22 protein-coding genes are annotated in these 22,518 nt (G+C 55.5%); 9 read left to right on the top strand and 13 right to left on the bottom strand.

The features are described from left to right. The first annotated feature begins 134 nt into the window (after positions 1–134). Positions 135–3,614: a transcription-repair coupling factor gene (mfd, locus tag F8R23_RS01365; RefSeq protein ID WP_151415162.1), complete on the top strand. Its 3,480-nt coding sequence runs from the start codon at positions 135–137 to the stop codon at positions 3,612–3,614. 33 nt (positions 3,615–3,647) lie between these two features. On the opposite strand, the gene F8R23_RS01360 is transcribed toward mfd, so the two are convergent. Then, positions 3,648–4,748 (bottom strand): GGDEF domain-containing protein, encoded by a 1,101-nt coding sequence (locus tag F8R23_RS01360; protein ID WP_129934915.1) that lies wholly within the window; start codon positions 4,746–4,748, stop codon positions 3,648–3,650. 199 nt (positions 4,749–4,947) lie between these two features. On the opposite strand from F8R23_RS01360, the gene F8R23_RS01355 reads away from it, so the two are divergent. Beyond that, positions 4,948–5,433, top strand: coding sequence for a heme-degrading domain-containing protein (locus F8R23_RS01355; RefSeq protein WP_112348079.1), 486 nt, complete (start codon positions 4,948–4,950; stop codon positions 5,431–5,433). A gap of 230 nt (positions 5,434–5,663) precedes the next feature. Continuing rightward, complete coding sequence (gene dauA, locus F8R23_RS01350) at positions 5,664–7,352, top strand: C4-dicarboxylic acid transporter DauA (RefSeq protein ID WP_129934916.1); 1,689 nt, start codon at positions 5,664–5,666, stop codon at positions 7,350–7,352. Between the two features lie 47 nt (positions 7,353–7,399). Here the strand turns inward: dauA and kdsA are convergent, their stop codons facing one another. The 7 genes from kdsA to F8R23_RS24110 form a co-directional block, all read right to left on the bottom strand. Further along, on the bottom strand, positions 7,400–8,254 hold the full coding sequence (kdsA, locus tag F8R23_RS01345; protein ID WP_012006418.1) for a 3-deoxy-8-phosphooctulonate synthase: 855 nt from the start codon (positions 8,252–8,254) through the stop codon (positions 7,400–7,402). A gap of 33 nt (positions 8,255–8,287) precedes the next feature. Then, positions 8,288–9,097, bottom strand: a complete 810-nt coding sequence (gene sirB1 / locus F8R23_RS01340) for an invasion regulator SirB1 (RefSeq protein ID WP_085116314.1) — start codon at positions 9,095–9,097, stop codon at positions 8,288–8,290. Further along, positions 9,094–9,492, bottom strand: coding sequence for a SirB2 family protein (locus F8R23_RS01335; RefSeq protein WP_129938751.1), 399 nt, complete (start codon positions 9,490–9,492; stop codon positions 9,094–9,096). The genes sirB1 and F8R23_RS01335 overlap by 4 nt, the downstream gene beginning before the upstream one ends. 50 nt (positions 9,493–9,542) lie before the next feature. Continuing rightward, positions 9,543–10,379: a peptide chain release factor N(5)-glutamine methyltransferase gene (prmC, locus tag F8R23_RS01330; protein ID WP_129934918.1), complete on the bottom strand. Its 837-nt coding sequence runs from the start codon at positions 10,377–10,379 to the stop codon at positions 9,543–9,545. Continuing rightward, positions 10,379–11,464: a peptide chain release factor 1 gene (gene prfA, locus F8R23_RS01325; protein ID WP_129934919.1), complete on the bottom strand. Its 1,086-nt coding sequence runs from the start codon at positions 11,462–11,464 to the stop codon at positions 10,379–10,381. Before prfA ends, prmC begins: the two co-directional genes overlap by 1 nt. Positions 11,465–11,497: 33 nt before the next feature. Continuing rightward, positions 11,498–12,760, bottom strand: a complete 1,263-nt coding sequence (hemA, locus tag F8R23_RS01320) for a glutamyl-tRNA reductase (RefSeq protein WP_099062354.1) — start codon at positions 12,758–12,760, stop codon at positions 11,498–11,500. Between the two features lie 265 nt (positions 12,761–13,025). Next, positions 13,026–13,169 carry a hypothetical protein gene (locus tag F8R23_RS24110; protein WP_157765420.1) on the bottom strand — a complete coding sequence of 48 codons (144 nt, stop codon included), beginning with the start codon at positions 13,167–13,169 and terminating at the stop codon, positions 13,026–13,028. A 305-nt stretch (positions 13,170–13,474) separates the two neighbouring features. Here F8R23_RS24110 and lolB point away from each other — a divergent pair, with 305 nt between their 5' ends. The 3 genes from lolB (at position 13,475) to prs (ending at position 16,080) form a co-directional block, all read left to right on the top strand. Further along, the gene (gene lolB, locus F8R23_RS01315; RefSeq protein ID WP_112348085.1) at positions 13,475–14,098 is read left to right on the top strand and encodes a lipoprotein insertase outer membrane protein LolB; all 624 of its coding nucleotides are present in this window, start codon (positions 13,475–13,477) and stop codon (positions 14,096–14,098) included. Beyond that, entirely contained in the window at positions 14,095–14,961 is an 867-nt protein-coding gene (gene ispE, locus F8R23_RS01310; RefSeq protein WP_112348086.1) for a 4-(cytidine 5'-diphospho)-2-C-methyl-D-erythritol kinase, read from the top strand. The genes lolB and ispE overlap by 4 nt, the downstream gene beginning before the upstream one ends. A gap of 171 nt (positions 14,962–15,132) precedes the next feature. Continuing rightward, on the top strand, positions 15,133–16,080 hold the full coding sequence (gene prs / locus F8R23_RS01305; RefSeq protein WP_012006410.1) for a ribose-phosphate diphosphokinase: 948 nt from the start codon (positions 15,133–15,135) through the stop codon (positions 16,078–16,080). A gap of 190 nt (positions 16,081–16,270) precedes the next feature. Here the strand turns inward: prs and ychH are convergent, their stop codons facing one another. Next, a complete protein-coding gene (ychH, locus tag F8R23_RS01300) occupies positions 16,271–16,549 on the bottom strand; it encodes a stress-induced protein YchH (RefSeq protein ID WP_085116308.1) in 279 nt (92 codons plus the stop codon). A 313-nt stretch (positions 16,550–16,862) separates the two neighbouring features. On the opposite strand from ychH, the gene pth reads away from it, so the two are divergent. Next, complete coding sequence (gene pth / locus F8R23_RS01295; RefSeq protein WP_151415161.1) at positions 16,863–17,453, top strand: aminoacyl-tRNA hydrolase; 591 nt, start codon at positions 16,863–16,865, stop codon at positions 17,451–17,453. A gap of 39 nt (positions 17,454–17,492) precedes the next feature. Here the strand turns inward: pth and F8R23_RS01290 are convergent, their stop codons facing one another. Next, positions 17,493–19,022 carry a SulP family inorganic anion transporter gene (locus F8R23_RS01290; protein ID WP_151415160.1) on the bottom strand — a complete coding sequence of 510 codons (1,530 nt, stop codon included), beginning with the start codon at positions 19,020–19,022 and terminating at the stop codon, positions 17,493–17,495. 332 nt (positions 19,023–19,354) lie between these two features. Between F8R23_RS01290 and ychF the strand changes: the two genes are divergently transcribed. Further along, on the top strand, positions 19,355–20,446 hold the full coding sequence (gene ychF / locus F8R23_RS01285; RefSeq protein ID WP_085116305.1) for a redox-regulated ATPase YchF: 1,092 nt from the start codon (positions 19,355–19,357) through the stop codon (positions 20,444–20,446). 123 nt (positions 20,447–20,569) lie between these two features. Beyond that, complete coding sequence (locus F8R23_RS01280) at positions 20,570–21,103, top strand: dihydrofolate reductase family protein (protein WP_129934922.1); 534 nt, start codon at positions 20,570–20,572, stop codon at positions 21,101–21,103. Between the two features lie 77 nt (positions 21,104–21,180). On the opposite strand, the gene F8R23_RS01275 is transcribed toward F8R23_RS01280, so the two are convergent. From F8R23_RS01275 to F8R23_RS01265, 3 genes are read right to left on the bottom strand one after another with little or no spacing between them, the layout of a single operon-like run. Next, on the bottom strand, positions 21,181–21,774 hold the full coding sequence (locus F8R23_RS01275; protein ID WP_085116303.1) for an ATP-dependent Clp protease proteolytic subunit: 594 nt from the start codon (positions 21,772–21,774) through the stop codon (positions 21,181–21,183). 44 nt (positions 21,775–21,818) lie between these two features. Then, the gene (locus tag F8R23_RS01270) at positions 21,819–22,157 is read right to left on the bottom strand and encodes an SRPBCC family protein (protein WP_151415159.1); all 339 of its coding nucleotides are present in this window, start codon (positions 22,155–22,157) and stop codon (positions 21,819–21,821) included. Then, positions 22,154–22,468 (bottom strand): ArsR/SmtB family transcription factor, encoded by a 315-nt coding sequence (locus F8R23_RS01265; protein WP_129934924.1) that lies wholly within the window; start codon positions 22,466–22,468, stop codon positions 22,154–22,156. The genes F8R23_RS01270 and F8R23_RS01265 overlap by 4 nt, the downstream gene beginning before the upstream one ends. Positions 22,469–22,518 lie beyond the last annotated feature (50 nt).

The following is a 22,518-nucleotide window of genomic DNA, read 5'->3' as shown; positions in this document are numbered from 1 at the left end:
ATATCCACCGACAGACTGTGGCTTCGCGTTTTTACCTGTGTCAGTTTACTGCCCAGTGGGCTAGAATTACCGGGTAAAGGCGCGGTGTTATTTGTGCCGGGGCGAAATTTAACACATTGATTAAAGATACCTTAATGAGCATCTCCGATAACCGTAACCGTTCCGCATCGTCACCCTCCCGTTATTCCCTGCCTGAGCGCGCGGGCGATTTGCGCCAACTGGGGCAACTGACCGGTTCGGCCTGTGCCGTGGAATGCGCCGAGATCGTCGAACGTCATAACGGGCCGGTGATGCTGATCGCCCCGGACATGCAAAATGCCCTGCGGCTGCGCGACGAAATTCAGCAGTTTACCGATCAAATGGTGACCACGCTGTCCGACTGGGAAACTTTGCCCTACGACAGCTTCTCGCCGCATCAGGAAATCATCTCCGCCCGCCTATCGAGCCTGTACCACCTGCCGACCATGGTGCGTGGTGTCATTATTCTGCCGGTCAATACCCTGATGCAGCGTGTTTGCCCGCACGAGTTTTTGCACGGTCACGCGCTGGTGATGAAAAAAGGCCAGCGCCTGTCACGTGACAAATTACGCGCCCAACTGGAGCAGGCCGGCTACCGCAGCGTCGATCAGGTGATGGAGCATGGCGAGTTCGCCACCCGCGGTGCGCTGCTCGATCTGTTTCCGATGGGTAGTGAAGAACCTTACCGCATCGATTTCTTTGACGACGAGATCGACAGCCTGCGCACCTTTGATGTCGACAATCAGCGCACGCTGAGCGAAGTCGACGCCATCAACCTGTTGCCGGCCCATGAATTTCCGACAGATAAAAATGCCATCGAGCTGTTTCGTAGCCAATGGCGCGAGCAGTTTGAGGTGCGCCGCGACGCCGAACATATTTATCAGCAAGTCAGCAAAAGCACCTGGCCGGCCGGTATCGAATACTGGCAACCGCTGTTCTTTAACCAACCGCTGCCGTCGCTGTTCAGCTACCTGCCGGACAATACGCTGATCGTCAATACCGGCAATCTGGAAAACGCCGCCGAACGCTTCTGGCAGGACGTTAACCAGCGCTACGAGAGCCGCCGAGTTGATCCCATGCGTCCGCTGCTGGCACCGGACAGCCTGTGGTTGCGGGTTGATGCGCTGTTTGGCGAGCTGAAAGCCTGGCCGCGCATGGCGCTGAAAACCGAAGCGCTGCCGGCCAAGGCCGGTAACACCAATCTGGATTATCGCGTACTGCCGGATCTGGCGGTGCAAGCCCAGCAGAAAGCGCCACTGGACAACCTGCGCCACTTTATTGAAAGTTTTGACGGCAGCGTTATTTTCTCGGTCGAAAGTGAAGGTCGCCGCGAAACGCTGCAGGACCTGCTCGGCCGTATCAAGCTCCGCCCTTCGCTGATCCAGCATCTCGATCAGGCCGAGGCGGCGGGCCGCTACATGATGGTCGGTGCCTCAGAACGTGGTTTCCTCGACGGTATGCGCAACCGGGCCTTGATCTGCGAAAGCGATCTGCTCGGTGAACGCGTCAGCCGCCGTCGGCAGGACAACCGCCGCACCATTAATACCGATGTTCTGATCCGCAACCTGGCTGAGCTGCACCCAGGCCAGCCGGTGGTGCATCTGGAACACGGCGTTGGGCGTTACGTCGGCCTGACCACGCTGGAAGCCGGTGGTATCAAGGCCGAATATCTGATCCTGTCCTATGCCGGTGAAGACAAACTTTACGTCCCGGTCTCTTCACTGCATCTGATCAGCCGCTATGCCGGGGGCGCTGACGATAACGCGCCGTTGCACAAACTGGGCGGTGACGCCTGGTCGCGCGCACGGCAAAAGGCCGCCGAGCGGGTACGGGACGTGGCGGCAGAACTGCTGGATATCTACGCCCAGCGCGCTGCCAAAACCGGTTTTGCCTTTAAACATAACCGCGAACAGTATCAACTGTTCTGCCAGGCCTTCCCGTTTGAAACCACACCGGACCAGGAGCAGGCGATCAACGCCGTGCTGAGCGACATGTGCCAGCCACTGGCCATGGACCGTCTGGTGTGCGGTGACGTCGGCTTCGGCAAAACCGAAGTGGCGATGCGCGCCGCCTTCCTGGCGGTGGAAAACGGTAAACAGGTTGCGGTATTGGTGCCCACCACCCTGCTGGCACAGCAGCATTTCGACAACTTCCGCGATCGCTTCGCTACCTGGCCGATCCGCATTGAGATGATGTCGCGCTTCCGCAGTGCCAAGGAGCAGCAACAGGTGATGGACGATGCCGTTGAAGGCAAAGTGGACATCATCATCGGCACCCACAAACTGCTGCAGAGCGATCTGCGCTGGAAAGATCTGGGGCTACTGATCGTCGATGAAGAACACCGATTCGGCGTACGCCACAAGGAACGCATCAAGGCCATGCGCGCCGATGTGGATATCCTGACGCTGACCGCTACGCCTATCCCACGTACGTTGAATATGGCCATGAGTGGCATGCGTGACCTGTCGATTATCGCCACGCCTCCGGCCCGCCGTCTGGCGGTAAAAACCTTTGTACGCGAGTACGACAGTCTGGTGGTACGTGAAGCTATCCTGCGTGAAGTGCTGCGCGGCGGCCAGGTTTACTACCTGTACAATGACGTGGAAAATATCGAAAAAACCGCAGAGAAACTGGCAGAGCTGGTGCCGGAAGCGCGTATTGCCATCGGCCACGGCCAGATGCGCGAACGCGATCTGGAACGGGTGATGAACGATTTCCACCACCAGCGTTTTAACGTGCTGGTCTGCACCACCATTATCGAAACCGGCATCGACATTCCCAGCGCCAATACCATTATCATTGAGCGTGCCGATCGCTTCGGGCTGGCACAGCTTCACCAGCTACGTGGCCGCGTCGGCCGTTCGCACCATCAGGCCTATGCCTATCTGCTGACACCCAACCCGAAAGCCATGAGCACCGACGCCCATAAACGGCTGGAGGCCATCGCATCACTGGAAGACCTGGGGGCCGGCTTTGCCTTGGCCACTCACGATCTGGAGATCCGCGGCGCGGGCGAACTGCTCGGTGAAGATCAGAGCGGCCAGATGACGACCATCGGCTTCTCACTGTATATGGAACTGCTGGAAAGCGCGGTGGATGCGTTGAAACACGGGCGCGAGCCGTCGCTGGAAGATCTCACCAGTAACCAGACCGAAGTGGAGCTGCGTATGCCGGCCCTGCTGCCTGATGATTATATTCCGGACGTTAATACCCGGCTGTCGTTCTATAAGCGTATCGCCAGCGCGAAAAATGACGGTGAGTTGGAAGAACTGAAGGTGGAACTGATTGACCGCTTCGGCCTGCTGCCGGATCCGGCGCGTAACCTGCTGCAAAGCGCGGCGCTGCGTCAGCATGCCCAACTGCTTGGGATCAAGCGTATCGAAGGCAATGAACGCGGCGGGTTTATTGAGTTTGGCGAGAAAAACAAGGTCGACCCAGGCTATTTAATTGGGCTATTGCAAAGCAATCCGCAGGTCTATCGCCTGGATGGGCCGAGCAAGCTGAAATTTATGCTGGATCTGACCGATCGCCAGAAACGCCTGAAGTTTACCGAGGAACTGCTGAGCGCATTCCGCGAGCATACGCTGGCCGCCTGATCCATGCCCCCTCCTGAGTTCGTCGGGAGGGGGCTATCGATGCCGAAAGCCGTCGCCGAGCGGTGAGTACTGCATCAACCGGCTACAGACCACCTGATTTTTCCCCCGACGTTTGGCGTCATACAAGGCTTCATCCGTCACCTCTATCGCTTTATCTATCGCCATACCTGGTAGATACAGTGAGGCGCCGATAGAAATGGTGATCCGCGTCTCGCGGCCCGCATCCAGCGAAAATACCCTTGCCTCTATGCTGTGACGGATCCGTTCCGCCACCCCACCAATCACCGCCGGATCGTAGCTGGCGGTAATCACCATGAATTCCTCTCCCCCATAGCGACCGACAAAATCTTCGCTGCGCACGCTGTTTTTCAACAGTTGGCCGACCTGGGTCAACAGCAGATCCCCGGCCAAATGACCGTAGGTGTCATTGATACGCTTAAAATTATCCAGATCGAGGATCATTAGCCCGCAGGGACGCCGTTCTGCGTATTGCACCATCAACCGGTTGTCAACGCTGGCGCGGTTACTGATGTGAGTCAGGCTGTCAATGGTGGCTTTATCGCGCATCGAGAAATAGGCGCGGATATGCCGCTCTTTGAAATTGAGCGCATGATAGCAAATGGCCAGGCACAGGGCCGAAATAGCCTGATACAGCAACACATCCAGCCACAGCGTCCGCATATCAACCAGGTACCAGACCACCGTGATGCGGTATAGCGCAATCAAGCCGATAGCCAGATAAAATACCCGGTTCGATTTTCTCAGCCAGACCCGCGACAGCAGCAGGGGAATGATGATCGAACCGATGAACAGATTATCGACGGTAAACCCACCGCTCAACGCCAACAACATCAGATAACACGCCAGTCCGCTGATCGCGCCGCCATAGAAGGTGACCAATATCATCGGGATCATGGCAAAGCTGTAATGCACGTTGCCGATCAACTCCAGTTGGTTCTGGTTCAAAAGCAACACCGCCAGCCCGGCCATCAGGCCAAAAAGCAGGCGTTTCCAGCGTTCCGACTGATAGGAGAAGGGCGAGTTTTTGCTGAGGGCAAAATAACTGACCGACAGGGTGGCGTAGGTAATGCACGCGTCGCTATACAGGGCAGGAATGGAAGCAACGTAAGTCATAAATATTTGGCAGGCTCCAGGGAGTCGACAGGTTAGTTAGTCACGAATTTTGAGAACGGCTCCCTGTCTCATCCATTTAGGCATGGCATATATTACCCAGTTTAATAATAGATTAGCAGTTCTATGTTATTTCCAAGGTATCTATCCCGCGTCAAGGGTTCAGGATAGTCTGTTAGCCACCTAGAGAGGAGGAACAAGCATGAATATCGATGATGATTTGCACGCGCTGTCCAAACAGGAAACGGCGTTGACCTTCAGTCATTTTGACCATAACACCGCCTGGGAGCTGGGCGTGGCCTTGAAATCCGCCGCAGAGCAGCGCCATCTGTCGATCGCCATCGAGGTCCAGCTTGCGGGGCAAACGCTGTTTTATTACGCCATGCCCGGTACCACGCCCGATATTGCCGACTGGGTGCGACGTAAACGCAACGTGGTGAATCACTTCCACAAGAGTTCTTACGCTATCGGCCTGCGTCTGCAACAGCGGCAATCGACGCTGGAAGAACGCTATGGCCTGAGCATACGCGACTACTCAGCGCACGGCGGTGCCTTCCCGGTTAATTTGACCGGGCTTGGCTGCATCGGCACCATCAGTATTTCCGGCTCGCCACAGCTGGAAGACCATAATCTGCTGGTTGGTACCCTCGCCCGTTTTCTCGGGTTATCCCTGCCAGCGGTACATTAAGTAGTAAAAGCCCCTCTATTCTATCCGGGCTGGCCGCCAGAGCCGCGGCCAGCCTACCACCTGGCATTTACTGCCGTTTTGAAAGAGCCTGATTCTGATTTTCCGCAGCGCATTGATGTATATCTAGGAATCACCGTCGCAACAGGCGTATGGTGTCTATTAGCTATTCGAGACGGACCGCCTCCGGCCCGCCATTCCGTTCTCTTTTATAGACTTGGTTTACACCTTAGATGAAAACGCATGAAATTAACGGCATTCGGCCGTTCAGCGCATTGATTGACGCCTGTTGGCGAGATCCTTATTCCCTGCAACGCCTGCTAAAAGACGCCATCGCCGGCGTCACCGTCGGTATTATCGCTATCCCCCTGGCAATGGCACTGGCGATTGCCAGCGGCGTCCCGCCTCAATATGGCTTGTACACGTCGGCAGTCGCCGGGATTGTCATCGCCATTAGCGGCGGCTCACGCTACAGCGTTTCCGGCCCCACCGCCGCCTTTGTGGTGATCCTCTATCCAGTTTCGCAGCAGTTTGGCCTGTCTGGCCTGCTGATTGCGACTCTGCTTTCCGGGCTGTTTTTGGTGCTCATGGGGTTGGCTCGCTTCGGCCGGTTGATTGAATATATTCCCCTGTCAGTGACGCTGGGCTTCACCTCCGGTATTGCCATTACCATCGCCACCATGCAGGTGAAGGATTTCTTCGGTCTGCAAATGGCAGAAGTGCCGGAACACTATGTAGGTAAGGTCTACGCCCTGCTGCAGGCGCTGCCGACGCTGGACATCGGCGATACGCTGATCGGCGCGGTGACCCTGCTGATCCTGATATTCTGGCCGAAGCTTGGCCTGCGGGTGCCGGGCCATTTACCCGCATTGCTGGCAGGTACTGCGGTGATGGGCATTCTGGCGCTGTTTGACCACCCGGTGGCCACTATCGGCTCTCGCTTCAGTTACCTGCTGGCCGATGGTACTCAGGGCCATGGCATCCCGCCCATTCTGCCGCAGTTGATGCTGCCGTGGGATCTGCCGGCCGGTGACGGCAAGCCGATGGTTCTGAGTTGGCAGACGATTTCCGCCCTGCTGCCGGCGGCGTTCTCCATGGCCATGCTGGGTGCGATTGAATCCCTGCTGTGTGCCGTGGTGCTGGATGGCATGACCGGCAAGAAGCACAACTCCAATACCGAGCTTATCGGCCAAGGCGCGGGTAATATCATCGCTCCGTTCTTTGGCGGCATTACCGCCACCGCCGCCATTGCGCGTTCTGCGGCTAACGTGCGCGCCGGGGCTACTTCGCCGGTGTCCGCCATTATCCATGCGTTACTGGTGCTGTTGGCGCTGCTGGTGCTGGCGCCGTGGCTGTCCTGGCTACCGCTGGCAGCAATGGCGTCGCTGCTGCTGATAGTCGCCTGGAATATGAGTGAAGCCCACAAGGTGGTTTACCTGCTGCGGCGGGCGCCGAAAGACGACATTCTGGTGATGCTGCTCTGCCTGTCGCTGACGGTGCTGTTCGACATGGTGATCGCCATTACCGTGGGCATCGTGCTGGCTTCGCTGCTGTTTATGCGCCGTATTGCCCGCATGACGCGCCTGAGTGAGCTGAGCGCCGAAAACGGCCGTCTGGTACTGCGGGTGAATGGTCCGTTATTCTTCGCCGCCGCCGAGCGCATTTTTAATGAGCTACTGGTGCGCAGTGAAAGCTATGACGTGATTGTCTTGCAGTGGGATGCGGTACCGGTGCTGGACGCCGGGGGACTGGATGCCCTGCAGCGCTTTATCGAAGCCCTGCCACCAGGCAAGCAACTGGTGATCACCGATATGCCGTTCCAGCCGTTGAAAACGCTGGCGCGGGCACGGGTACAACCGATTGAGGGGAAACTGCATTTTTACGCAACGCTCCCCGAGGCCTTGGCCGAGCTAGACGCCTAAAAACCTAAAGCCCGACAAGTCGGGCTTTTTACTACGAGAAAACCGGCTTAGTTGCTGGTATCGAGCTCTGGGAAGCTCTTCACCAGATCGTCAATGGCTTTCATCTGCACCAGGAACGGCTCCAGCTTGTCCAGCGGCAATGCGGACGGGCCATCACACTTGGCGCTGTTCGGCTCTGGGTGTGCTTCGATAAACAGCCCCGCCAGACCTACCGCCATACCGGCGCGCGCCAGCTCGGCAACCTGCGCACGACGACCGCCGGATGCGGCGCCAAACGGGTCACGGGTCTGCAGGGCGTGGGTCACGTCGAAGATCACCGGATGACCGCCAGTGGCGTTTTTCATCACGTTGATACCCAGCATGTCGACCACCAGATTATCGTAACCAAAGTTGCTGCCGCGATCGCACAAGATCACCTGATCGTTACCGCCTTCCTTGAACTTGTCGACGATATTGCCCATTTGGCCCGGGCTGACGAACTGAGGTTTCTTGACGTTGATTACCGCACCGGTTTTCGCCATCGCTTCTACCAGATCGGTCTGGCGTGCCAGGAATGCCGGCAGCTGGATCACGTCAACCACTTCGGACACCGGCTGCGCCTGTGAAGCTTCATGCACGTCGGTGATAGTTTTCACGCCGAAGGTCTTTTTGATTTCTTCGAAGATCTTCATTCCCTCTTCCAGGCCCGGCCCGCGGTACGAGTGGATAGAAGAACGGTTGGCTTTATCAAAAGAAGCTTTAAAAACGTAAGGGATGCCCAGTTTTTGCGTCACGGTGACGTAGTGTTCGCAAATGCGCATCGCCAGATCGCGTGATTCCAGCACGTTCATACCGCCAAACAGCACAAACGGCAGATCGTTCGCTACGTTGATGTCACCAATGCTAACCACTTTCTGTTTCATGCTTTCGCCTTTGTTGATGTTAAATCAAATGAATTAATGCAGCGTGACCTGTTTCGGTTCAATCGAGTGGATCTGTACTTTGATCACTTCACTGACCGGATCTTCAGGACACTGTTCGACAAAATAATTGAGATCGGAAATGGCAATATGGTTGCATTCCAACTGGGCGTAAATCAGCCCACGGTCGCGGATTTCATACGGGTCATCCGGATCGAAGCACAGCACCGTTTCGCTGGCGCGCAACGCCATTTCCATCTGTTTTTCTTCCATCAGGGCAGCTTTCAGCGTATCCAACATCTTACGCACCACCATAACGTTTTCTGACTCATCGAGATCGTCGTCTTCCAACTCGGCGCCCAGACCCAGGTTGCCCTTGATCCACACTTCCAACTGATGCTCATTCAGCGTTTCACCGTTCAACGGGTTGATCAGCCACATCTCTTCATCCAGCCAGTCTGCCCGCAGGATCAGTTGGGTGGGAAAAATCACCGGCAGCAGCGGTAAATCCAGATGCGCGGCGATGTGCAGGAAAATGGTGCCGAGCGAGACCGGCGTGCCCTGGCGCCCTTCCAGCACCTTGTCGAGCCAAATTGCGTCGGACAGGCGATACACGCCACCGGCGCCGCCAAAACCCCAGGTTTTAAAGAACAATTCAATGAGTGCGTCCAGTTGCTGTTCCTGGCTGAGATCCTTCGGCATCGCCGCCCGCGCGTCGTCAACCAGCTGTTGCAGCTTACGTTCGACCTCGGCGGTGGGGAAATCACGCCGCACGGACTGCGAAACCAGGATCACGCCCGCACTCAGCAGCGCGGTGTTAAATTCAAAATCAGCAATGCTACTCATAAGTATCCCATCAGAAACGGTATTTTCGTCGTGGCAAGTTTAATTATCAGGTACAGACAGCCCAACGCCAGCACAAACGCCAGGGTGCGCAGGCTCTGGTTTTTGGTCTTCTTGCCCAATGCGACGTAGCCAAGCAGGATATAGATAATAACGCCAAACAGCTTCTCGGTCAGCCACGAGTCCATACCCAGCAGCGGATAAAACTTGAACATCACCACCAACGCAATACCACTGGCGAACAACACCGTATCATTTATGTGCGGTGTTATCTTCACCCAGCGCTTGTTCATCATGGCTGAATCACGCCATTTCCAGAAAAAGCGCAGCACAAACAAGATAATACTGATGGCGACCGTCAATAAATGCAGATGTTTTAACGCCGAGTAGACTGCCATATTGCTTCCTTTATTTATTCGCTGTGTGCTTTGTTATTGTTGGTTTTCAGTTACTGCTGCGGCCATTGGCCAAACGTCACGCGATCGTTATCTCCGTAATCACGGCGGGTAGCGATCGAAATAAAACCGGCGGCCTGCAGCAGTGCGCGCACGCTCTCACCCTGCTGCCAGCCATGTTCCAGCAGCAACCAGCCCTGAGACTCCAGATAGTGCGGTGCCTGCTGCACGATTGCGGACAAATCCGCCAACCCATGCTGCTGCGCGACCAGCGCGCTACTGGGCTCAAAACGTACGTCGCCCTGTGCCAGGTGCGGATCGGCGGCGTCGATGTAGGGAGGATTACTGGCGATCAGGGCGAAAGTCTGGCCAGCCAGCGGCGCAAACCAACTGCCCTGAAGGAATTGTGCGTTGCCGATCTTCAGCTTCTGCGCATTATGCTGCGCCAGCGCTACCGCTTCAGGCTGTAAATCAACACCGGTGACCTTGCAGTCCGGGCGTTCACTGGCCAATGCCAGCGCAATGGCACCGGTGCCGGTGCCGAGATCGAGGACGTGGCAAGAGGATGACGGCAAGCGTTCCAGCGCCAGTTCCACCAGGCATTCGGTGTCCGGACGCGGGATCAGCGTCGCCGGTGATACCGACAGCGGTAGCGACCAAAACTCGCGTTCGCCAATCAGGTAAGCCACCGGTTCGCCACGTTCGCGGCGAGCCAGCAGCCTTTCCAACTGTTCCTGTTGTTGCGGCGTCAGCAACGTTTCGCCGAACGCCATCAGGAAGGTTCTCGCCCGGCCGGTCACAAAACCCAGCAGGATTTCTGCATCACGCCGGGCGCTTTCGCTCTGCCTCAATCGGGCAACTGCCGCCTTCAGCCAGCATTGATAGTCCATTACTCTGGCTCAGCGGACAGCGCGGCGAGCTGGTCGGCCTGGTACTCCTGCACAATCGGTTGGATCAGCATATCCAGCTTGCCTTCCATCACCTCGTCCAGACGGTACAGCGTCAGGTTGATGCGGTGATCAGTCACTCGCCCCTGCGGGAAGTTATAGGTGCGGTTGCGATCGGAACGGTCGCCAGTGCCCAACAGGTTGCGACGGGTTGAGGCCTCTGCCTGCTGGCGCTTGGCCATTTCGGCGGCACGGATACGCGCGCCCAACACCGACATCGCCTTGGCTTTGTTTTTGTGCTGTGAACGTTCGTCCTGACACTCCACCACGATGCCGGTCGGCAAGTGGGTAATACGGATTGCCGAGTCGGTGGTGTTAACGTGCTGGCCACCAGCACCGGAGGAACGGAAGGTGTCGATTTTCAGATCGCCAGCATTGATCTCCGGCAGTTCGGCTTCCGGCACCGCCGGCATCACTGCCACGGTACAGGCGGAGGTATGAATACGCCCCTGCGACTCGGTTTCCGGTACGCGTTGTACGCGGTGGCCACCAGATTCAAATTTCAATTGGCCGAAAACGCCATCGCCAGAAACCTTGGCAATCACTTCTTTATAGCCGCCGTGCTCGCCTTCGTTGGCACTCATGATCTCGACGCGCCAGCGACGCGTTTCTGCATAACGGCTGTACATACGGAACAAATCGCCGGCGAAAATAGCCGCTTCGTCGCCGCCGGTACCGGCACGCACTTCCAGGAAGCAATCGCGCTCATCATCCGGATCTTTCGGTAACAGCAGCACTTGTAATTGCTGCTCCAGTTCTTCCGTCGTCGCCTTGGCGTCTTTCAGCTCTTCCTGCGCCATTTCGCGCATTTCCGGGTCATCCAGCATCATTTCTGCCGTGGCCAGATCGTCTTGCACCTTACGCCATTCAAGGAAACAGCGGCTGACATCGGTCAACTGTGCATATTCGCGCGACAATGCGCGGAACCGATCCTGCTCGGCAATAACGCCGGCATCACCGAGCAACGCCTGCACTTCTTCATGGCGCTCTTGTAACGCTTCCAGTTTGGCAACAATAGAAGGCTTCATGCGTGGTATTAAACCCTGTTAATAAAGAGAAAACTAATGCTGATCCAGCCCGAGGCTGTCGCGTAATATTTGCAACCGCTCCACGTCGCCATCGCCGGCGGCCTGTTGGAGGGATTTGGTAGGGGCATGAATAAGACGGTTGGTCAACCGGTGGGCCAGTTCGTGGATAACCTGCTCCACGTCCGCGCCCTGCGCAATGGCGGCCAAAGCTTTGGCTTCCATCTCCGCACGGATCTGATCGGCCTGCGAACGGTAGTCGCGGATGGTTTCTACTGCGCCCTGTGAGCGCAACCAGGCCATAAAGTTGATGCTTTCCTGCTGAACAATCGACTCAGCCTGCACCGCCGCGGCCTTGCGCTGCGCCAGGTTACTTTGAATGATGGCGTGCAGATCGTCCACGCTGTACAAATAGGCGTTGGCCAGCTTGCCCACTTCCGGTTCGATATCGCGCGGTACGGCAATATCCACCAACAGCATTGGCTGGTTGCGGCGCGCTTTCAGCGCTCGCTCCACCATCCCTTTACCGATGATCGGCAGCGGGCTGGCGGTAGAACTGATGATAATGTCGGCGTCCGCCAGGCGTTCGTCGATTTCCGGCAAGGTAATCACTTCTGCGCCAACTTCGTCCGCCAGCAGCTGAGCGCGTTCGCGGGTGCGATTGGCAATAATCATATGCCGCACTTTGTGTTCGCGCAGATGACGCGCCACCAGCTCAATGGTTTCACCGGCGCCCACTAACAATACGTTCAGTTCGGCAAGGGATTCGAAGATTTGGCGCGCCAGGGTACAGGCGGCAAAGGCCACGGATACCGCACTGGCACCGATTTCGGTTTCGGTACGTACGCGTTTGGCGACGGAGAAGGATTTTTGGAACAGACGTTCGAGCTCACCCGACAGTGACTGCCCGCGTTGGGATTCGGCAAAAGCTTTCTTCACCTGCCCGAGGATTTGCGGTTCGCCCAACACCAGCGAATCCAACCCGCTGGCCACGCGCATCAGGTGGCTGACGGCTTCATCACCGTGATGCCAGTACAGGCTTTTACTCACTTCTTCCGGGCGCAGGCGGTGGTACTCACACAGCCAGGTGACCAGCTGTTCGTGAATATGTTCCTGTTGCTCCACGCTAAGATACAGTTCGGTGCGGTTGCAGGTAGACAACACGACACCGCCCTGCACCAACGGTTGTTGGAGCAAGCTGGTAAGCGCCTGTTCGATAGACTCTGGGGAGAAGGTCACCCTTTCACGCAGAGAAACCGGAGCGGTTTTGTGATTAATACCTAACGCCAGCAGGGTCATTGCTTCGAGTAATACTTCTTTTGGTACGGGTTCTCGTTGAACGGCATTCTACTTGATGCGCGGCATCAATAAAAGGCACAACCGCATCTTCCGTCCAATCGCTGAAATAGACAGCATCAATGAGTGATTAATTATAAATACAACAAGATAAGTAATAATTAGACGACATAACATACTGAATTTTAGTGCAGTATGCGATATTCCGCACAGTATTGAGTAAAACGGGGTGACCTGAGCAGCGCGATGACGATCAAATATTCGGCGCTTACCAGCCCAAAGTGCCGCAGCGATAGGTAGGATCCAGCAGGAAGGAGACCTGCTGGCAAAAAACATGCTTGGCCTGCAGATAGAAAAATGCCGAGCCCGCAAGGCACAACAGCGAAATAATGATTCGGACGGCAAGTTTCATAACCTTCTGTTCTCCCCCGGGATAGACCCTTGCAGTATACCGCCCCCTACATCAACCAAACACTAACGGCAGCAACGCCCCGCCCCAGAGATATTCTTGCGCCCAGAGCAGCACGGCGGAGCGATTGTGTTAATCTTATCAGCAAAGACAACGCATAATCCCGCGCCCAATAACGGTAACAAAGCCGGGAATATTCAACACGATGCAGCAAAAAATTGACGTACCGGCGCTGCCCCGCTAGCGTAAATGCAGATACCCAGGTCTCGCTGTGCGTGCCCGCAAGGACAAAAGGACAAGAGAAAGTTATGCCAATCCGCAAAGTTAGTTTGCTACGCCTGATCCCATTGGCCAGTCTGGTACTGGCCGCCTGTACCACCACCAAACCCAGCGGCCCGGCCACCAGCCCGACGTCGCCACAGTGGCGTGCCCACGAGCAAGCGGTGCAACAGCTTGACCAATATCAAACCCGGGGCTCTTTCGCCTACCTGTCAGATCAGAAAAAAGTCTACGCACGCTTCTTCTGGCAACAATATTCGCCGGATCGTTACCGCCTGCTGCTGACCAACCCGCTTGGCAGCACCGAGCTTGACCTCAACGTACAAAAAAACGTGGTGCAGTTGACGGATAATCAGGGCAAACGCTATGTCAGTGATAACGCCGAAGAAATGATCCGCAAACTAACCGGCATGGCAATCCCGCTGGATAACCTGCGCCAGTGGATGCTCGGCCTGCCGGGTGAGGCCAACGACTTCAAGCTCGATGACCAATATCGCCTTAACTCGCTGACCTACCAACAAGGTAGCCAGACCTGGACCGTCGACTACCAGGACTATAACGACAGCCTCAAGCCACAGTTGCCAAGCCGCCTGGAGTTGAAACAGGGTGACCAGCGCATCAAACTGAAAATGGACAATTGGACGCTTAAATGATCCGTCAGTGGCCATCGCCAGCTAAACTCAATCTGTTTTTGTACATAACCGGCCAACGCGAAGATGGCTACCACCTGCTGCAAACGCTGTTCCAGTTTCTGGATTACGGCGACACCCTGACCATCGACGCGCGGCAGGATGACAGTATTCATCTGCTGACCCCGGTGGCCGGGGTGCCGGATGAGCAAAACCTGATCGTCCGTGCCGCCCGTCTGCTGCAACAGCATTGCGATCGTCACGGGCTAAACACTGCCCCACGCGGTGCCGACATCAGCATTGATAAACGTCTGCCGATGGGGGGTGGACTGGGTGGCGGGTCTTCCAACGCCGCCACGGTGTTAGTGGCGCTAAATGAACTGTGGCGCTGTGGCTTGAGCGACCAACAACTGGCGGAACTGGGGCTGGTCCTCGGTGCTGACGTGCCGGTATTCGTCCTTGGTCATTCGGCCTTTGCTGAAGGGATCGGTGAGCGTTTGCAACCGGCCAATCCACAGGAAAAGTGGTATTTGGTGGCCCATCCGGGGGTCAGCATCCCTACCCCGGTCATTTTTGGCGATGCAGAATTAAAAAGAGATACCCCGGTTCGCCCGTTAAATGTGCTGTTACAGGCAACTTACGCAAATGATTGCGAACCAATAGCAAGAAAACGTTTTCGCGAGGTTGAACAGCTTGTTTCTTGGCTGTTAGAATACGCGCCGTCACGCCTGACTGGCACAGGTGCTTGTGTGTTTGCTGAATTCGACACAGAAACCGCCGCCCGTCAGGTGTTAAATCAAGCCCCGGAGTGGATACGTGGTTTTGTAGCGCGTGGCGTTAACGTCTCTCCACTACATCGCATTCGTTCCGGGCAGATTGAACCGTAGTTCTCGTTTCGCTGCGCAGAGTCGTTCACACCTGGCCCTGTAATCCCTGCGCCGCTGCGGTTTCAAATTTTTTTTACACACCCGTATGATATTGCGTCGGCATCGCTAACTGCCCCTTGGTGGAGGCCGAATGACAATATCTTCTCTGGACGCATGCCTGAGGTTCTTCTCGTGCCTGATATGAAGCTTTTTGCTGGTAACGCCACCCCGGAACTAGCACAACGTATTGCCAACCGTTTGTACACCAGCCTTGGTGACGCCGCAGTAGGTCGTTTTAGCGACGGCGAAGTGAGCGTGCAAATCAACGAAAATGTACGCGGCGGTGATATTTTCATCATCCAGTCCACCTGTGCCCCTACCAACGACAACCTGATGGAACTGGTTGTTATGGTAGATGCCCTGCGTCGCGCCTCCGCAGGTCGTATTACTGCTGTTATCCCTTACTTCGGCTATGCCCGCCAGGATCGCCGTGTGCGCTCTGCTCGTGTGCCAATCACCGCCAAAGTTGTCGCCGACTTCCTCTCCAGTGTAGGGGTTGACCGCGTTTTAACGGTAGATCTGCACGCTGAACAGATCCAAGGCTTCTTCGATGTTCCGGTAGATAACGTGTTCGGTAGCCCGATCCTGCTCGAAGACATGCTGCAACAGAATCTGGAGAACCCAATCGTGGTTTCCCCGGACATCGGCGGCGTAGTGCGCGCCCGCGCTATCGCCAAGCTGCTGAACGATACCGATATGGCTATCATCGACAAACGCCGCCCACGTGCGAACGTTTCTCAGGTGATGCACATCATTGGTGACGTGGCAGGCCGTGACTGCGTGCTGGTTGACGATATGATCGACACCGGTGGTACCTTGTGTAAAGCCGCTGAAGCGTTGAAAGAACGTGGTGCCAAGCGCGTATTTGCCTACGCGACACACCCGATCTTCTCCGGTAACGCTGTGGAAAACATCCGGAACTCGGTGATTGATGAAGTGATTGTCTGCGACACCATTCCGTTGTCTGCAGAAATCAAGGCACTGAAAAACGTACGTACTCTGACGCTATCCGGCATGTTGGCTGAAGCCATCCGTCGTATCAGCAATGAAGAGTCAATTTCTGCGATGTTCGAGCATTAATCAGACTTCTTTTCGGTGCGGTGCCCTGCCGTACCGGATCGATCGATTGATTACCCGCCAGCAGAAAAAAGAAAAACCCGTTGGTGCATCAGCAGCAACGGGTTTTCTACGGGTAGTCGAACATAACCTTAGACCTAAATACGCGGCAGTTCTCCCTTGCCGTAACGCCGATTCCCTTTTGTTTTTTTAATCAATGTGACGAACGATGGTTATCGTTACGGCAGCGTTTATCGAAATGTTTTATCCACCAGTAACGATCCGCCACCTGCTCACGCCCGCCGATACGCGCACCGACCAGCCATAACAACGCGCCCACGAAGATACTCATGATTGCGCCATGGGCGAAAAACTGTGGCAAATTAAACTGTGATACTTCAGCAAGAATGTTGTATCCCACGCCGACGATCATCACCACCAGCCCCAGCCCCATAAAAAAGTTACCCATTTTGTTCACGTTTCTACGTTTCATATGCCACCTCCATAGTGTCATTGGCCAACCGGGATAACTCAGTAAATGGTTAACCCACTTTGATAAGTTAAGTATAGCCCCTGGCTCGACAAGGTGATTGCGTAGGCGATCACAAATGGTAAAGAAAGCATGACAAAACTTTACTTTTGGCAAGTAATTAGTTAACAAATTGAATGATTCCGCTAATGAATTACTCGCCGGGCTGAAGATATCCGCCCACTAACACCACGCACCACATCAGGATTTTGTCATTCGCGGCGCAGGCAGGTAGACTAATGCCCTTTCCATTATCTCGATCATAGCGAATCTCCCCGTGAGCAGTATTAAATTGATAGTCGGCCTGGCGAATCCGGGTGCTGAATATGCCCAGACGCGACACAACGCCGGCGCCTGGTACGTCGATTTATTGGCCCAGCGCCATAACCAGCAGTTGAAAGAAGAGAGCAAATTCTACGGCTACACCGCCCGACTGAATTTGGCCGGTAATGACGTGCGGCTGCTGGTACCCACCACCTTTATGAACCTCAGTGGCAAAGCCGTGCTGGCCATGGCCAACTTCTACCGTATTGAACCGGACGAAATTCTGGTAGCACATGACGAGCTGGATATTCCACCCGGTATTGCAAAAATCAAACTGGGTGGTGGCAACGGTGGGCACAACGGGCTCAAAGATATTCAGAGCAAGTTCGGCAATAACCCGAACTTCTATCGCTTGCGCATTGGCATTGGCCATCCGGGCGATAAAAACAAGGTGGTGGGTTTCGTGCTCGGCAAGCCACCGGCCAGCGAGCAAAAAATGATTGATGAAGCGATCGATGAAGCCGCGCGTTGCACAGAGATCTTGCTGACAGACGGCCTGGAAAAAACTGTTCGCCGCCTGCACAGCTTTAAGGCGCAGGCCTGACAGCGCTTGCAGCGGGCATCCCGCCCGCTGCTGACAGGCTTAGGTTCGCAACTTGAAGGTTTCCTCACCGATGTTAGTGTCATCAGTCTGATAGCCTTCTTCCGCCACGTAATATTGCGGATCGTCCAGTTCATGGCTGCAAAACGGGCCGGCCTGCTTTAACAAACGCACGCAATCACCGCTCAGATGGCGCAAGCGAATGGTTTTCCCTGCCGCCAAATAGCGCGCCGTCAGCTTATCAATCGCTTCTACCCCACTGGAATCCATTACCCGGGTACCGGCAAAATCCAGCACCACGTTTTGCGGATCGTTTTTCGGTTCAAACAGTTCGGCAAAGGCCGCGGTGGAACCAAAGAACAGCGGACCGTCCAGTTGATACACTGCGACCTCGCCCTCTACCCGATGCTGACGCACACGAATACGCGCCTGCTGCCAGGCAAATACCAGCGCCGAGATAATCACCCCGCTGATCACCGCCATCGCGAGATCGGTAAAGATTGTGATCAGGGTGACCAGCAGCATCACCAGCGCATCCGCCTTCGGCATCCGACGTAAGCGGCGCAACGAACTCCATTCAAAGGTGTTGTAACACACCACCAGCATCACCCCAGCCAGTGCCGCTACCGGCAGCAGGCCGATATAGCCCGACAGGCTGACCACAAACAGGATCAGCAGTATCGCGCCAACAACGCCAGAAATGCGCCCGCGCCCGCCCGAAGTGAAATTGATGATCGACTGACCAATCATCGCGCAACCGGCAAAGCAGCCAAACAGACCACAAATGGTGTTGCCCGCGCCCTGAGCGATACTCTCGCGGTTGCCGTTACCTTTCTTGCCGCCCATTTCATCGAGCACCGTCATAGTCAGCAGCGATTCAATCAGCCCCACCAGAGCGATCACCAGGGCATACGGCAGCACTACTTTCAGCATTTCCAGATTGAACGGTGCCATCGGCAGGCTGAAATGCGGCAAAGCGCCGGAGATATCCGCCAAATCACCAACCCGCAAGGTATGCAGGTTAAAACCAATCGCCAGAGCGGAAACCACAATCAATGCCGCTAACGAAGCCGGGATCACCCGGGTCAGCCGTGGGAACAGCACTACCACCAGGATCGCCAACGCCACCAGTGCGTACATCAGCAATCCCTGCCCGGCAATCATATGCAGTTGCGCAAGCATAATGACAATAGCCAGGCCGTTGACGAAGCCGTGGATCGCCGGTAGCGGGACCAAACGAATAAACTTGCCCAGACGGAAAACGCCGATCAGAATTTGGATCACCCCGGCGAAAATCGTCGCCCACAGTACGTATTCCATACCGTGCTGCGCAGCCAGGCTCATCAGCACCACTACGATCGAACCGGCCGCGCCCGATACCATGCCCGGCTTGCCGCCAAACAGTGCGGTTACCAGGCCGATAATAAAGGCGGTATGCAACCCAACGATCGGGGAAAGTCCGGCGACCAGCGAAAAGCCGACCGCTTCGGGGATCATGGAGACCGCCACCACAAAGCCCGCCAGCACCTCGTTCTTGACGGCCGACAGCCTGAAATTGTTCAGGTTAAACATGGATTATTCACTTCTGACAGATAAAACACATTCCCGCAGCACGGGAACCGGAACCGCATGGCGCGGCAAACCTCAGGAGGGGGGCAACTCAGGGTGGACTGGGCAAGAAGTGCATCCGGCGCGTTTCCTGTAGGTTAATCAGAAGTGTCAGTATGTGTAAATGTGATCCAAATCTCAATCAAAAACCGGCATTTCCAGCGCATTTGCCCCCCAGCACACAGCCAGATCGAGAAAAACGGCCATTACGTGTATAATGGCGCCATTATTTCGTCCTTTATGCAGTGGGTTAAACCTAACCGGCTGATAGTTAAGATATTTAAGGTGATAACAACATGGGATTCAAATGCGGTATCGTCGGCTTGCCTAACGTAGGCAAATCCACCCTGTTCAACGCGTTGACCAAAGCGGGTATCGAAGCAGCCAACTTCCCGTTCTGCACCATTGAACCTAATACCGGTGTGGTGCCGATGCCCGATTCGCGTCTGGACCAGTTGGCCGAGATCGTTAAACCTCAGCGCATCCTGCCAACCACCATGGAATTCGTCGACATCGCCGGCCTGGTGAAAGGCGCGTCTAAAGGCGAAGGCCTGGGCAACCAGTTCCTGACCAACATCCGTGAAACCGAAGCTATCGGCCACGTGGTGCGCTGCTTCGAAAACGACAATATCATCCACGTGAACAACAAGGTTGACCCGGCTGACGACATCGACGTCATCAATACCGAGCTGGCACTGTCGGATCTGGACACCTGCGAACGCGCTATCCACCGCGTACAGAAGAAAGCCAAAGGCGGCGACAAAGACGCAAAAGCCGAACTGGCCGCACTGGAAAAATGCCTGCCACAGTTGGAAAATGCCGGCATGCTGCGTGCGCTGGATCTGACTGATGAAGACCGTGCAGCAATCCGCTACCTGAGCTTCCTGACGCTGAAGCCAACCATGTACATCGCCAACGTCAACGAAGACGGCTATGAGAACAACCCGTACCTGGACAAAGTGCGTGAAATCGCTGCGACCGAAGGCTCGGTAGTGGTTGCCGTGTGTGCTGCGGTTGAATCCGACATCGCCGAACTGGAAGACGAAGACCGCGCCGAGTTTATGGCTGAACTAGGTCTGGAAGAGCCGGGCCTGAACCGCGTGATCCGCGCCGGTTACGAGTTGCTGAACCTGCAGACCTACTTCACTGCTGGCGTTAAAGAAGTGCGCGCCTGGACCATCCCGGTTGGCGCGACCGCCCCACAGGCCGCCGGCAAGATCCACACCGACTTCGAGAAAGGCTTTATCCGCGCACAAACCATCGCTTTTGATGACTTCATCACCTACAAGGGTGAGCAAGGCGCTAAAGAAGCCGGCAAAATGCGTTCAGAGGGTAAAGACTACATCGTCAAAGACGGCGACGTGATGAACTTCTTGTTTAACGTCTAAACCTAGCCTTTGCACTAACCTCTAAAATCCACGCCAAGGCGTGGATTTTTTGTTTTCACTCATGACGTTGATTTTGGCCTATGCCAACGCAATAATTTACTGCGTATAAACAAGGAGTATTCAATGGTCACTACACACGTATTCATCGCAACCAGTCTGGATGGTTTTATCGCGCGGCAAGATGGCGACATTGAGTGGCTATTGCAACGTGATGACCCGACCGAAGACCATGGTTTCGACGCCTTTATCGCCGATAAAGACCTGATCGTGATGGGGAGAGGGACTTATGAAAAAGTTCTCACCTTCGATATCTGGCCCTATGAGTGCCCCCTGATCGTGCTGTCCAACCAACTGGCCAATGAGCCGGTTCCCCTGGCCCTGAAGGGTAAAGTACAATTCTCCAACCTCACGCCAAAACACCTGATTGAGCAATTAGATGAACAAAAAGTTCACCGGGTCTATCTCGATGGTGGGCAATTGATACAGTCTTTTCTGCGTGAAAACCTGGTCACCGATATGGTGATCACCACGGTTCCCGTACTACTGGGATCAGGAAGACCCTTGTTCGGTGCTATGCCCCAAGATGCTGATTTCAAATTACTGTCCAGCCGAAGCTTCCCTTCGGGCCTGGTACAATCCCACTATCTGTTGGCCTGATAAATCATCCGTGCGGACACACGAGATGAACTATCTAACTCTGCGCTGAACCTGCCGGATAACATGACGATACTTTGTCACCGTCCCCGCAACACCGAGTCCACCAGGCCCCATTCCACCGCTTCGTCGGCACTCATAAAACGGTCACGGTCGAGAGCACGCTCGACCTCTTCATAGCTGCGGCCACAATGTTTGGCGTATAGCGTGATTACGCTGTGCTTGGTACGTTTCATCTCTTCGGCGTGGATCAGGATATCTGATGCCTGGCCCTGAAAACCGCCCAGCGGCTGGTGCACATGCAGGCTGGCATTGGGCAGCGCCATGCGGTGGCCTGCTTCCCCGGCCATCAGCAGAAAGGAGCCCATCGAACGCGCGGTCCCCATACACAGGGTGTGCACCGGCGCATTGATGTAATTCATGGTGTCATAGATGGCAAAGCCGCTGGTGATCACCCCACCCGGCGAGTTGATGTAGAGGTGGATCGGTTTCTCCGGGTTTTCAGCCTCCAGAAACAGTAACTGCGCACAGAGTATTTCGGCCACCTGATCGTTGACCTCCCCGTTCAGAAAAACGATACGGTCGCGTAATAATCGCGAATAGATATCGAAAGAACGTTCTCCCTGGCTGGTCTGTTCAACCACCATAGGGACGAGCAGCATCGATTCACGCATGGGTGAACTCCTGTTTTCAGATGTGGAATGGGGAATGTTAGGCGTCAGGCAGCGTGCATCAGGTGCCGTCCACTGTCGTTCGCCGCCGTCAGCCGCCCGTCGTCCAGCCGGTGGATTATGCGTAACAGGCTGCCGCCAGCGGCACTGGGCAGAATTTGCAGGGCTACGGTGCTTTCGAGGAACGGCGGTTGGTCATCACGCATCCGGTAGCTGATTTCCGTTCCCGGCGTCACCACAACCGGTTCGGCGTCGGCCAGCGCGGCATTCGGTAACCATTGTTCGCGCAATGCCGGGATACCCACCGCCCGCCAGACTTTCTCGGGTGGCGCATCAAGTAAATATTCCAGCACCAGCGGCGGCGGATTGGCATCGGCCTGGTTCATTGATCCATGTCCTTTAGCAAAATATTCAGCTTCTCGATACGCTCTGGCCAGAAGGCACGGTAGTTATCCAGCCACCGGGCAATCAATGCAAGCCCCTGCGGGTCAACCTGATAATTGACGAAACGGCCCTGCCGCGCCTCGCTTACCAGACCCGCCTGACGCAACACTGTCAGGTGCTGCGACATCGCCGATTGGCTGATGGGCATGCCTTCACGCAGGGCACTGGCATTCATGCTACCCGCGGCCAGTTTTTCGAAGATGGTGCGGCGGGTAGGATCCGCCAGCGCCTTAAAAATGTCATTTTCATTCATAAATACACATTAGTACTCACTTATCTAATGCGCAAGTTTATAGCGTGAGA

Origin of the sequence: Serratia proteamaculans (genome assembly GCF_008830365.1) — a bacterium.
GTDB classification, from domain to species: domain Bacteria; phylum Pseudomonadota; class Gammaproteobacteria; order Enterobacterales; family Enterobacteriaceae; genus Serratia; species Serratia proteamaculans.
This window is presented reverse-complemented; position numbering and strand designations above follow the sequence as displayed.

Coding starts and splice junctions, on each gene's coding strand:
- F8R23_RS01280 (WP_129934922.1), top strand. CDS start 20,570: ATGGTCACTACACACGTATTCATCGCAACCAGTCTGGATGGTTTTATC.
- F8R23_RS01360 (WP_129934915.1), bottom strand. CDS start 4,748: ATGACTTACGTTGCTTCCATTCCTGCCCTGTATAGCGACGCGTGCATT.
- F8R23_RS01270 (WP_151415159.1), bottom strand. CDS start 22,157: ATGAACCAGGCCGATGCCAATCCGCCGCCGCTGGTGCTGGAATATTTA.
- hemA (WP_099062354.1), bottom strand. CDS start 12,760: ATGACCCTGCTGGCGTTAGGTATTAATCACAAAACCGCTCCGGTTTCT.
- ychH (WP_085116308.1), bottom strand. CDS start 16,549: ATGAAACGTAGAAACGTGAACAAAATGGGTAACTTTTTTATGGGGCTG.
- lolB (WP_112348085.1), top strand. CDS start 13,475: ATGCCAATCCGCAAAGTTAGTTTGCTACGCCTGATCCCATTGGCCAGT.
- ispE (WP_112348086.1), top strand. CDS start 14,095: ATGATCCGTCAGTGGCCATCGCCAGCTAAACTCAATCTGTTTTTGTAC.
- F8R23_RS01265 (WP_129934924.1), bottom strand. CDS start 22,468: ATGAATGAAAATGACATTTTTAAGGCGCTGGCGGATCCTACCCGCCGC.
- F8R23_RS24110 (WP_157765420.1), bottom strand. CDS start 13,169: ATGAAACTTGCCGTCCGAATCATTATTTCGCTGTTGTGCCTTGCGGGC.
- dauA (WP_129934916.1), top strand. CDS start 5,664: ATGAAAACGCATGAAATTAACGGCATTCGGCCGTTCAGCGCATTGATT.
- kdsA (WP_012006418.1), bottom strand. CDS start 8,254: ATGAAACAGAAAGTGGTTAGCATTGGTGACATCAACGTAGCGAACGAT.
- mfd (WP_151415162.1), top strand. CDS start 135: ATGAGCATCTCCGATAACCGTAACCGTTCCGCATCGTCACCCTCCCGT.
- sirB1 (WP_085116314.1), bottom strand. CDS start 9,097: ATGAGTAGCATTGCTGATTTTGAATTTAACACCGCGCTGCTGAGTGCG.
- F8R23_RS01275 (WP_085116303.1), bottom strand. CDS start 21,774: ATGCGTGAATCGATGCTGCTCGTCCCTATGGTGGTTGAACAGACCAGC.
- F8R23_RS01355 (WP_112348079.1), top strand. CDS start 4,948: ATGAATATCGATGATGATTTGCACGCGCTGTCCAAACAGGAAACGGCG.
- ychF (WP_085116305.1), top strand. CDS start 19,355: ATGGGATTCAAATGCGGTATCGTCGGCTTGCCTAACGTAGGCAAATCC.
- prmC (WP_129934918.1), bottom strand. CDS start 10,379: ATGGACTATCAATGCTGGCTGAAGGCGGCAGTTGCCCGATTGAGGCAG.
- F8R23_RS01335 (WP_129938751.1), bottom strand. CDS start 9,492: ATGGCAGTCTACTCGGCGTTAAAACATCTGCATTTATTGACGGTCGCC.
- prfA (WP_129934919.1), bottom strand. CDS start 11,464: ATGAAGCCTTCTATTGTTGCCAAACTGGAAGCGTTACAAGAGCGCCAT.
- F8R23_RS01290 (WP_151415160.1), bottom strand. CDS start 19,022: ATGTTTAACCTGAACAATTTCAGGCTGTCGGCCGTCAAGAACGAGGTG.